Source organism: Streptomyces palmae (genome assembly GCF_004684805.1).
Taxonomy (GTDB): domain Bacteria; phylum Actinomycetota; class Actinomycetes; order Streptomycetales; family Streptomycetaceae; genus Streptomyces; species Streptomyces palmae.
On record NZ_SRID01000230.1, the window covers coordinates 1 to 10923 of the forward strand.

Genomic DNA, 10923 nt, shown 5'->3' on the forward strand with positions numbered 1-10923 from the left:
AGCTGTGTATAAGAGACAGCTCCCGGCCCCACCGCCGGAGGCCGGCGCCGTGCTGATCTTCGACAGGCGAAACCTCCTGGTCTGTCCCAGAATGCTGCTACTGCATGCTGGTACGGCTCGCGACCCGGTCGAGGAGAGCGCCATGGAGACCAGAACGACGGCCGGGGACATCCCGGTCGACACCAGCTCGATGGTGGCCGAGTTCATCGGCACCCTGATGCTGGTGTTCTTCGCCGTCGGATCGGCGGTCCTGGGGGCGGAGTACATCGGCACCGTCGGCATCGCGCTGGCCTTCGGCTTCACCCTGGTCGCGCTGACCTACGCGCTGGGCAGGATCTCCGGCTGCCACATCAACCCGGCGATCACGCTGGGAGTGCTGCTGGCCCGGCGCATCGAGCTGCGCACCGCCATCGAGTACTGGCTCGCACAGCTGGTGGGGGCCATCGTCGGTGGCGCGGTGCTGCTTCTGCTCGCCAAGCAGGTACCCGGCCTGCGGACCAGCGGCGCCTTCGGCAGCAACGGCTACGGGAGCCGTTCCGCGGTGCACATGGACGCCGGCGGGGCCTTCCTCGCCGAGCTGATGCTCACCTTCTTGTTCGTCTACATCTATCTCGCGGTGACCAGCACGGTACGGGTACGCGGTCTGGCGCCACTGCCCATCGGGCTGACCCTGGCGGTGGTGACGCTGGTCGGGATCCCGCTCACCGGCGCCTCGGTGAATCCCGCGCGGAGCCTGGGGCCGGGCATCTACGCGGGCGGCGACGCGATGTCCCAGTACTGGCTCTTCCTGATCGCGCCGCTGGTGGGCGCGGTGTTCGCGGCCGTTGTCCACCGGTTCACCCACGCCGGGGTGACCGGCGCGGTGGACGCGGTAGACGGGGTGGACACGGCGGACGAGGTGCCGCGGGCGCGGCGGACCGGCGAGGCGCCCTGAGGCGACCGGCGCCGGCCCGCGGGGGGTCTCAGCCCCCGAACACCGGCCCGGTGAACTTCTCGCCCGGGCCCTGGCCCGGCTCGTCCGGCACCACCGAGGCCTCGCGGAAGGCGAGCTGTAGCGACTTCAGGCCGTCCCGCAGCGGGGCCGCGTGGAAGGAGCTGATCTCGGTGGCGCTCGCGGTCACCAGGCCGGCCAGCGCGTTGATCAGCTTGCGGGCCTCGTCCAGGTCCTTGTGCTCCGGACCCTCCTCGGCCAGCCCGAGGTTGACCGCGGCGGCGCTCATCAGGTGGACCGCGACCGTGGTGATCACCTCGACGGCGGGCACATCCGCGATGTCGCGGGTGACCGCGTCGAAGTCCGGCCGGTCGTTCGGGGCGGGGGTGGCGTCGCTCATGGCTCACTTTCGCTGTCGGGTCTCGCCCCCAGCCTAGAAGACCCCCTCCCGTCCGCTCCTCGCGGGCGGGAGCCTTGCGCGACCACCTACCAACCACCTACCAAATTTGGTAGGTGGTCCGGCTCAAGGCGCGAGCTTCTCCATCAGCCCTCCCCGGCCGCCCCTCCGCGCGAGCGGCATCCGGTGGCTCCGGGTGGGCGACGCCCGTTACCGGTGTCGTGTAGAGTTGGGGAACGACCGGCTGGACATCCATGCCCAGCCCGCAAGTGGAGGCTCCGCTTCCCACCCGACTGGCCCCAGGGTCGGCGGGTCACATAGGTCAGGCTGCGCCCCGCGGTGTTTCGCGGCGGTGCTCCCGGTCCATTGGAGCCCCGCCTGCGTCTCGTCCGGGGCGTTTTGTGCGTCACGGCGGTTGAGGGGTCGTACGAACAGACGTTGCGCGGCTGTCCTCCAGGCGGTCGTGCGGTGCTACCGAGGAGGATCCATCAGCGCCGAGCCCCGCATCAACGACCGGATTCGCGTCCCCGAGGTGCGACTCGTCGGTCCCAGTGGCGAGCAGGTCGGCATTGTGCCGCTTGCCAAGGCCCTGGAGCTTGCGCAGGAGTACGACCTCGACCTGGTCGAGGTGGCGGCGAACGCCCGTCCGCCGGTCTGCAAGCTCATGGACTACGGAAAGTTCAAGTACGAGTCGGCTATGAAGGCCCGTGAAGCGCGCAAGAACCAGGCGCACACGGTCATCAAGGAGATGAAGCTCCGGCCGAAGATCGACCCGCACGACTACGACACCAAGAAGGGTCACGTCGTCCGGTTCCTCAAGCAGGGCGACAAGGTCAAGATCACGATCATGTTCCGTGGCCGTGAGCAGTCCCGTCCGGAGCTCGGCTACCGGCTGCTGCAGCGGCTCGCGGAGGACGTCCAGGATCTCGGCTTCGTGGAGTCCAACCCGAAGCAGGACGGCCGAAACATGATCATGGTCCTCGGTCCGCACAAGAAGAAGACCGAGGCGATGGCCGAAGCCCGCGAGGCGCAGGCCGCCCGCAAGGCCGAGCGCCAGCAGGGCAGCGCCCCCGCCGAGGAGACCGCCGAGGCGTGACTTCGGGGCCCGTGGGGTCCCGGATGCCCGGGGCCCCGGCCCCGGGAGACCATTTGAACAGCTGACGCTTCCACCTGAGGTTCCGCGAGCGCGAGCCGGAAGCGCCACCGACGAGGAGAGAACGGCGACATGCCGAAGAACAAGACGCACAGTGGTGCCAGCAAGCGCTTCAAGATCACCGGCTCCGGCAAGGTGCTCCGCCAGCGCGCCGGCCGTCGCCACCTTCTGGAGCACAAGCCGTCGACGCTCACCCGTCGCCTCGCCGGCACGGCCGAGATGGCCCCGGCCGACGCCAAGAAGATCAAGAAGCTTCTCGGCAAGTGACGCCCCCGCCCCGCTCCGGCGGGGTGCGCTCCCTCCGCGCCCGCTACCGGGCAGGGGGGTCGGGACCCATTCGTTTCCGGGCCGTGTGAACCCCCCGCGGCCCCGTACAAGGAGTTAACCAAGTGGCACGCGTCAAGCGCGCAGTCAACGCCCACAAGAAGCGCCGGGCGATCCTGGAGCAGGCCAGCGGCTACCGGGGCCAGCGGTCCCGCCTGTACCGCAAGGCCAAGGAGCAGGTCACCCACTCCCTGGTCTACAACTACAACGACCGCAAGAAGCGCAAGGGCGACTTCCGTCAGCTGTGGATCCAGCGCATCAACGCCGCTGCCCGCGCCAACGGCATGACCTACAACCGCTTCATCCAGGGTCTGAAGGCCGCCAACGTCGAGGTGGACCGCAAGATCCTGGCCGACCTCGCGGTCAACGACGCCAACGCGTTCGCCGCGCTGGTCGAGGTGGCCCAGAAGGCCCTGCCGAGCGACGTCAACGCTCCGAAGGCCGCCTGAGCAGCAGCCTGACCGGACCCGCAGGCGGATGCGCCGCCTGCGGGTCCGCGCGCGTCCCGGCCCGGTGCGCGACACCCCGGCCGGCCTGATCCGCAAGAGGGCCCCGGCCCCGTCCCCGGAAGCGAGTGCACCCCCATGGTGGCCCCCGAGCTGACCTCCCTGCGATCGCCGCGCGTGATCGCCGCCCGCCGCCTGGCCAAGCGCAGCTTCCGCGGCAAGGAGCGCCGCTTCCTCGCCGAGGGCCCGCAGGCGGTCCGCGAGGCAGCCACCCACCTGATCGAGGTGTACGCCACCCCCGAGGCCGCCGAGCGGCACGCCGACATCGTCGCCGCCGCGCAGACCGCCGGGGTACCGGTGTTCATCGCCACCGACGAGGTCGTCGCCGCCATGTCGGACACCGTGACCCCGCAGGGCATCCTCGGCCTGTGCCGCTTCCTGGACTCGCCGCTCGACGAGATCATCGCCGCCCGGCCCCGGCTGGTCGCCGTCCTGGCCCATGTCCGCGACCCCGGCAACGCCGGCACCGTGCTGCGCTGCGCCGACGCCGCGGGCGCGGACGCGGTGATCCTCACCGACGCCTCGGTGGACCTCTACAACCCCAAGTCGGTGCGCGCCTCCGTCGGATCGCTGTTCCACCTGCCGGTGGCCGTCGGCGTACCCGTCGAGGAGGCCGTCCGCCGGCTGCGCGGGGCGGGCGTGCGGCTGCTGGCCGCCGACGGCGCGGGCCGCCGGGACCTGGACGCCGAACTCGACGAGGGCAGCATGGGCGGCCCCACCGCCTGGATCTTCGGCAACGAGGCCTGGGGCCTGCCGGAGGAGACCCGCGCGCTCGCCGACGAGGTGGTGCGGGTCCCCATCCACGGCAAGGCCGAGAGCCTCAACCTCGCCACCGCCGCCGCGGTGTGCCTCTACGCGTCCGCCCGTGCGCAGCGCGCACCCGGTGGGTGCCGCTCCGTGACGTCGAGCTAGTAGGGTGGCCACCCTCGGGGCCTGAGAGGGGGCTGAGGATGGCGGGCAGGGACGTCAGGCCCACCGATACGGGCTGGGACAACCGCCCGGTCGGTGTGCGCCCATCCGGCACGCCGATCGGGGCGCGCCCACCGGGTGCGCCCGTCGATGCGCGCCCGCCCGGCGCACCCGCCGGCGTACGCCCACCCAGCGCGTCCGCCGACGCGCGCCCCCCCGGTCCACCGGTCGGCGCACACCCGTCCGGCGCACCCGAACACCTCCCGGAACCCGGCCCGGCGGGCCTGGGCGTGCATCCCGACGACCTGCCCGACGGGCTGGTCGTCGCCGACGAGGCCGGCCGGGTCAGCTGCTTCAACGCCGCCGCCGCCCGGCTCACCGGCATCCGCCCCGCCGACGTCCTCGGTCGGCCCTTGGAGAGCGCCCTCCCGCTGGAGGACCTGGAAGGGCGCCGCTGGTGGCCGCTGACCGACCCGTACCGGGGACTGGCCATCCGGACCGGGCAGCCCGAGCGCAACCTGCTGCTGCCCGGCGGGCACGAGGTGCTGGTCTCCGTCCGCTACGTCCGCGAGCACCCCACCGGCCCGGTCCGCCGCCTGGTCATCACGCTGCGCGGCACCGAGGCGCGCCGCCGCACCGAGCTGAGCCACGCCGAACTCATCGCCACCGTCGCCCATGAGCTGCGCTCCCCGCTCACCTCGGTCAAGGGCTTCACCGCCACCCTGCTCGCCAAGTGGGAGCGCTTCACCGACGACCAGAAGCGGCTGATGCTGGAGACCGTCGACGCCGACGCCAACCGCGTCACCCGGCTCATCGCCGAGCTGCTGGACATCTCCCGGATCGACTCCGGTCGGTTGGAGGTGCGCCGCCAACCGGTGGACATCACCGCCGCGGTCCGCCGCCATGTGCAGGCCCACACCGCCGCCGGCCAGGCTCCCGAGCGCTTCTGCATCCGCGTCCGGGAGCCCCTGCCGCGGCTGTGGGCCGACCCCGACAAGATCGACCAGGTGCTGGGCAACCTGCTGGAAAACGCGGTGCGGCACGGAGAGGGAACTGTCACCATCGAGGTGGCGCCCTCGTCGTCCCCTTCGTCCCCGCACCAGCAGGAATGCGCCGGCACGGCCGTCACCGTGAGCGACGAGGGGCCCGGCATCCCGGAGGAGTCCATGGCCCGTGTCTTCACCCGCTTCTGGCGCGGCAGCAAGCGCGGCGGCACCGGCCTCGGCCTCTACATCGTCAAGGGCATCGTCGAGGCGCACGGCGGAACCATCACCGTGGACCGGGCCCGCGGCGGCGGCGCCAGGTTCCGATTCACCCTGCCCGTGGGCACGCCGGCCTGGTAGGTGCCGCGCAGCGCCGTACAGGGCGGTGGCGGGCGACGATCGGGTAGGTGCCGCGCAGCGCCGTACAGGGCGGTGGCGGGCGACGGGCGGGCCTGAGCGGCCCATGGGCTCGTCACCGGCCCCGGGCCCCTTAGACTCGACCTTTGGCACCTTTGCGTCCTTGTCGTCGGCGGGGCCCGCGAGGGTCCCCCGGTCCGCGCTGCGCCGCCAGGGGGAACACCCCACTCCCCGCGGGGGAGGGACACGGCCGGAGCAGCAGACGCAGTAGCCAGCTATCGGAAGCACGGGAAGAGATGTCGGCACCCAACAAGTCGTACGACCCGGTCGAGGTCGAGGCACTGAAACCGGAAGAGATCGCCCGCGTGCGGGACGAGGCGCTCGCCGCCATCGCGGCGGCGGCGGACCTCGACGCACTGCGCGAGGTGAAGGCCGCGCACGCCGGCGACCGGTCGCCGCTGGCGCTGGCCAACCGCGAGATCGGCGCGCTGCCGCCGCACGCCAAGGCCGACGCCGGCAAGCGCGTCGGGCAGGCCCGCGGGCAGGTCAACCAGGCGCTCAAGGCCCGCCAGGAGGCCCTGGAGGCCGAGCGCGACGCCCGCGTGCTGGTCGAGGAGGCGGTGGACGTCTCGCTGCCCTACGACCGCCGTCCCGCGGGCGCCCGGCACCCGATCACCACGCTCTCCGAGCGGATCGAGGACATCTTCGTGGCCATGGGCTACGAGGTGGCCGAGGGCCCCGAGGTCGAGGCCGAGTGGTTCAACTTCGACGCCCTCAACTTCCCGCCGGACCACCCGGCGCGCGAGATGCAGGACACCTTCTTCGTCCAGGGCCCGCGGGGCGCCGACTCCGGCGTGGTGCTGCGCACCCACACCTCGCCGGTGCAGGTCCGGTCGATGATCGACCGCGAGCCGCCCATCTACGTGATCTGCCCGGGCCGCACCTTCCGCACCGACGAGCTGGACGCCACCCACACCCCGGTCTTCAGCCAGGTCGAGCTGCTCGCCATCGACGAGGGCCTGACCATGGCCGACCTCAAGGGCACCTTGGACCACATGGTCCGCGCCCTGTTCGGCGAGGGCATGAGCACCCGGCTGCGCCCCGCCTTCTTCCCGTTCACCGAGCCGTCCGCCGAGATGGACATGCTGTGCTTCGCGTGCCGCGGCGCGTCGGTGGGCAACCCCGACAACCCCTGCCGCACCTGCTCCAGCGAGGGCTGGATCGAGCTGGGCGGCTGCGGCATGGTCAACCCGCGGGTGCTCACCGCCTGCGGCGTGGACCCCGAGCGGTACAGCGGGTTCGCCTTCGGCTTCGGCATCGAGCGGATGCTGATGTTCCGGCACAACGTGGCAGACATGCGAGACATGGTCGAGGGTGACGTGCGCTTCACCCGGCCCTTCGGGATGGAGATCTGATGCGGATCCCGCTTTCTTGGCTGCGGGAGTACGTCGACCTGCCGGCCGGTACCACCGGCCGCGACGTGCAGGCCAAACTCATCGCCGCCGGCCTCGAGGTCGAGACGGTCGAGCAGCTCGGCGCCGACCTGACCGGCCCGCTGGTCGTCGGGCAGGTCCTCACCATCGAGGAGCTGGAGGGCTTCAAGAAGCCGATCCGCTTCTGCACCGTCGACGTCGGCCAGGCCAACGGCACCGGCGAGCCCCAGGAGATCGTCTGCGGCGCCCGCAACTTCGCCGTCGGCGACAAGGTCGTGGTCGTGCTGCCCGGCGCGGTGCTGCCCGGCGACTTCAAGATCGCCGCCCGGAAGACCTACGGCAAGGTCTCGCACGGCATGATCTGCTCCAGCGACGAGCTGGGCATGGGCGAGGACACCTCCGGCGGCATCATCGTGCTGCCCCCGGAGTACGAGCCCGGCACCGACGCCATCGAGCTGCTGGAACTGGTCGACGAGGTGCTGGACATCGCCGTCACCCCCGACCGCGGCTACTGCCTGTCGCTGCGCGGCGTCGCCCGCGAGGCGGCCACCGCCTACGGGCTGCCGCTGCGCGACCCGGCCCTGCTGGACGTACCGGCCCCCAACAGCTACGGCTACCAGGTGCAGGTCGCGGACCCGGTCGGCTGCGACCGGTTCACCGCCCGCACCGTGACCGGCCTCGACCCGCACGCCAGGTCCCCGATCTGGATGCAGCGCCGGCTGCAGAAGGCCGGCATGCGCCCGGTCTCGCTCACCGTCGACATCACCAACTACGTGATGCTGGAGCTGGGCACCCCGCTGCACGCCTACGACCGCGCCCGCGTCGACGGGCCGATCGCGGTGCGCCGCGCCGAGCCCGGCGAGAAGCTCACCACCCTCGACGGCGTGCAGCGGGTGCTGGACCCCGAGGACCTGGTCATCGCCGACAACCGGGGCCCGATCGGCCTGGCCGGCGTGATGGGCGGTGCCGAGACCGAGATCGCCGACGTGGCCGCCGAGACCCCCCAGGACATGGCCGCCGGTACCACCGAGGTGGTCATCGAGGCCGCCCACTTCGACCCGGTCACCATCGCCCGGGCCTCGCGCCGCCACAAGCTGTCCTCCGAGGCGTCCCGGCGCTTCGAGCGCGGCGTCGACCCGAACGCCACCGCCGCCGCCGCCCAGCGCACCGTCGACCTGCTGGTGCTGCTCGCCGGCGGCACCGCCGAGGCCGGGGTCACCGAGATCCTCGCCCCGCGCGGGCCGCGGACCATCACCCTCCGCGCCGACCACCCCGACCGGGTCGCCGGTGTGGTCTACGGCCGGGAGACCGTGGTGCGCCGCCTCCAGGAGGTCGGCTGCGACGTCTACGGCGCCGATGACCTGACGGTCACCGTGCCCAGCTGGCGGCCCGACCTCACCGACCCCAACGACCTGGCCGAAGAGGTCATCCGGCTGGAGGGCTACGAGAACCTCCCCGCCACCCTCCCGCAGCCGCCGTCCGGCCGCGGGCTGACCGAGCGCCAGCGCCTGCACCGCCGGGTCGGCCGCGCCCTGGCCGGCGCCGGCTACGTCGAGGTGCTCAACTACCCGTTCCTGGGCGAAGAGGTCTTCGACCAGTTCGGCATGGCCCCGGACGACCCCCGCCGCACCGTGGTCACGCTGGCCAACCCGCTCTCCGACGCCGAGCCCGCGCTGCGCACCACCCTGCTCCCGGGGCTGTTCACCGCGCTGCGCCGCAACGACGGCCGGGGCGAGCACGACCTCGCGCTGTTCGAGACCGGACTGGTCTTCCGCCCCTCGGGCGAGGAGCCGGCCGCCGTCCGGCTGCCGGTCGACCGCCGCCCCACCGACGAGGAGATCGCCGCGCTGGACGCCGCGCTGCCGCGGCAGCCGCGGCACGCCGCCGTGGTCCTCGCCGGGGCTCGTGAGCAGGACGGCTGGTGGGGACCGGGCCGCCCGGCGACCTGGGCCGACGCCATCGAGGCCGGCCGCGCGGTGGCCCGCGAGGCAGGCGTGGAGCTGATCGTCCGCCAGGACCAGCGGGCCCCGTTCCACCCGGGCCGCTGCGCCGCGCTGCTGGCCGTGGTGGACGGCGAGGAGATCCGGGTCGGCAGCGCCGGCGAGATCCACCCCCGGGTGATCAAGGCCCTCGCCCTGCCGGAGCGCACCTGCGCGATGGAGATCGAGCTGGACCGCCTGCAGGGCGCCGGTGCCGTGCCGGCGCCGCGGGTCTCCGCCTTCCCGGTGGCCACCCAGGACGTCGCGCTGGTCGTGGACGACTCGGTCGCCGCCGGCGACGTGGAGGCGGCACTGCGGTCCGGCGCCGGTGAACTCCTGGAGTCGCTGCGGCTGTTCGACGTCTTCACCGGCGAGCAGCTGGGCGAGGGCAGGAAGTCGCTGGCCTACGCCCTGCGCTTCCGCGCCGCCGACCGCACGCTGACCGCCGAGGAGGCGAGCGCCGCCCGGGACGCGGCGGTGGCCGCCGCGGTCGAGCGCACCGGAGCCGTGCTGCGCGGCGCCTGATGCCGCGGTAGCCACGGGCACCACCGCACCGGGGCGCATCCCACCATCGGGTGGGGTGCGCCCCGCGCTCTTTTCCGCGCCCACCCGTCAGTACACACACGTCACCTCACCCGTTCGGGTGAGAACTGGTCAGAGTCGGGTCAATTCGGTGCGGATGGTCGCAAGAATCTTGGCGACCGCCGGCGCCCGGCGAGTGCGTCCGCACCCGGGCCGGCCGACCGCCTCTTCGATCGCAAGGGGGCCGACCGCATGATCAGGACCAAGGCCGCAGGCGGTACCCGCACCGGCCTGCGCCGGGCCCTCGGCACCCTCGTCACGGTCTCGCCCGGCCTGTGGATCCTGCTGGTCGTCGGATCGCAGTGGCTCTCGCCCCGAGACGTCCACCTGGTTCCCCTCCTGGCCGCCGCACCCGCCATCGCCTGCGCGAGCAGCGGGCGCCGACGCTGCGTCCTGATGGGCGGCGTCAGCGCGATCGCCGCCCTCATACCGCTCACCTCCGCGCACTCCGCGGAGGCCGCGGCGACCCGGGCCGGCACCTGCGCCGCCATCGTGGCGGTGGTCGCCGCCTGCTGGCTGACCTCCTGCCGCCGGCTGCGGCTGGTCCGCGAGCTGGAGCGGCAGCGAGCCGTCGCCACCGCGGCCCAGCGGGTGGTGCTGCGCCCGCTGCCGGCCCGGCTGGGCGGCCTCACCCTGGCCGGCGGACACCTCTCCGCCACCCGCGGCGCCGAACTCGGCGGCGACCTCTACGAAGCGCTGAGCACCGCCCACGGAGTCCGAGTGATCATCGGCGATGTGCGCGGCCACGGCCTCCCCGCCATCGGCACCGTCGCCGCGATGCTGGGCAGTTTCCGCGAGGCCGCCCATGACGAGGCCGAACTCGCCGACGTACTGCGCCGGCTGGAGCGCGCCATGGAACGGCACCTGAGGGAGCGGGCGATGGCCGAGCACCCGGCCGGCGGCGCCGCCGAGCCCGACAGCCCGCTCGCCGAGGAGTTCGTCACCGTACTGCTGCTGGAGATCCGGCCGGAGGGCGAGATCCTCGCCCTCAACTGCGGTCACCCCTGGCCCCACCAGCTGTCCGCGGCCGGTCCGCCGGCCCGTCAACTCAGCCCCGGCGACGCCCTGCCGCCGCTCGGACTCTTCCCCCTCCCCGACAAGCTCCCGGTGGACATCGTCGCGCAACTCGGCCCCGGTGACGCGCTGGTGCTGCACACCGACGGCGCCGAGGACGCCCGCGACCGGGCCGGCGTCTTCTTCCCCCTCCAGCCCACCTTGTCCCGGGCCGCCCGCGAGTCGGCCCTGGGCCCCGCCGGACTCGTCGCCCGGGTGCAGTCCGCGGTGCTGGCCCACACCGGCGGCCGACTCGGCGACGACGTGGCCCTGCTGGTGCTGCGGCACGACCGGCGCGGCGGCGCCGCCCCGGACC

10 protein-coding genes are annotated in these 10923 nt (G+C 73.1%); 9 read left to right on the forward strand and 1 reads right to left on the reverse strand.

What is annotated here, in order from left to right; translation table 11 throughout:
* Positions 1 to 142: 142 nt before the first annotated feature.
* Positions 143 to 934, forward strand: a complete 792-nt coding sequence (locus tag E4099_RS21450; RefSeq protein ID WP_135340731.1) for an MIP family channel protein — start codon at positions 143 to 145, stop codon at positions 932 to 934.
* 28 nt (positions 935 to 962) lie between these two features.
* On the opposite strand, the gene E4099_RS21455 is transcribed toward E4099_RS21450, so the two are convergent.
* Complete coding sequence (locus E4099_RS21455; RefSeq protein ID WP_135340732.1) at positions 963 to 1331, reverse strand: DUF1844 domain-containing protein; 369 nt, start codon at positions 1329 to 1331, stop codon at positions 963 to 965.
* 460 nt (positions 1332 to 1791) lie between these two features.
* Between E4099_RS21455 and infC the strand changes: the two genes are divergently transcribed.
* From infC to E4099_RS21495, 8 genes are all read left to right on the forward strand, one after another.
* Positions 1792 to 2424 (forward strand): translation initiation factor IF-3, encoded by a 633-nt coding sequence (gene infC / locus E4099_RS21460; protein WP_135340733.1) that lies wholly within the window; start codon positions 1792 to 1794, stop codon positions 2422 to 2424.
* Positions 2425 to 2553: 129 nt separating this feature from the next.
* Positions 2554 to 2748 (forward strand): 50S ribosomal protein L35, encoded by a 195-nt coding sequence (rpmI, locus tag E4099_RS21465; protein ID WP_135340734.1) that lies wholly within the window; start codon positions 2554 to 2556, stop codon positions 2746 to 2748.
* 122 nt (positions 2749 to 2870) lie between these two features.
* The gene (gene rplT / locus E4099_RS21470; RefSeq protein ID WP_135340735.1) at positions 2871 to 3254 is read left to right on the forward strand and encodes a 50S ribosomal protein L20; all 384 of its coding nucleotides are present in this window, start codon (positions 2871 to 2873) and stop codon (positions 3252 to 3254) included.
* A gap of 135 nt (positions 3255 to 3389) precedes the next feature.
* Positions 3390 to 4223, forward strand: coding sequence for a TrmH family RNA methyltransferase (locus tag E4099_RS21475; protein WP_135340736.1), 834 nt, complete (start codon positions 3390 to 3392; stop codon positions 4221 to 4223).
* 281 nt (positions 4224 to 4504) lie between these two features.
* Positions 4505 to 5563 carry a sensor histidine kinase gene (locus tag E4099_RS21480; RefSeq protein WP_386389260.1) on the forward strand — a complete coding sequence of 353 codons (1059 nt, stop codon included), beginning with the start codon at positions 4505 to 4507 and terminating at the stop codon, positions 5561 to 5563.
* A gap of 293 nt (positions 5564 to 5856) precedes the next feature.
* Positions 5857 to 6975, forward strand: coding sequence for a phenylalanine--tRNA ligase subunit alpha (pheS, locus tag E4099_RS21485; protein ID WP_135340737.1), 1119 nt, complete (start codon positions 5857 to 5859; stop codon positions 6973 to 6975).
* Positions 6975 to 9497, forward strand: a complete 2523-nt coding sequence (gene pheT, locus E4099_RS21490) for a phenylalanine--tRNA ligase subunit beta (RefSeq protein ID WP_135340738.1) — start codon at positions 6975 to 6977, stop codon at positions 9495 to 9497. The genes pheS and pheT overlap by 1 nt, the downstream gene beginning before the upstream one ends.
* A gap of 249 nt (positions 9498 to 9746) precedes the next feature.
* On the forward strand, positions 9747 to 10923 hold a 1177-nt coding region (locus E4099_RS21495), incomplete at its 3' end, for a PP2C family protein-serine/threonine phosphatase (protein WP_135340739.1).

Excerpts from the sequence above, each read along its gene's own strand:
- E4099_RS21475 (WP_135340736.1), top strand. The coding sequence starts at position 3,390 with ATGGTGGCCCCCGAGCTGACCTCCCTGCGATCGCCGCGCGTGATCGCC.
- pheS (WP_135340737.1), top strand. The coding sequence starts at position 5,857 with ATGTCGGCACCCAACAAGTCGTACGACCCGGTCGAGGTCGAGGCACTG.
- E4099_RS21450 (WP_135340731.1), top strand. The coding sequence starts at position 143 with ATGGAGACCAGAACGACGGCCGGGGACATCCCGGTCGACACCAGCTCG.
- rpmI (WP_135340734.1), top strand. The coding sequence starts at position 2,554 with ATGCCGAAGAACAAGACGCACAGTGGTGCCAGCAAGCGCTTCAAGATC.
- E4099_RS21455 (WP_135340732.1), bottom strand. The coding sequence starts at position 1,331 with ATGAGCGACGCCACCCCCGCCCCGAACGACCGGCCGGACTTCGACGCG.
- pheT (WP_135340738.1), top strand. The coding sequence starts at position 6,975 with ATGCGGATCCCGCTTTCTTGGCTGCGGGAGTACGTCGACCTGCCGGCC.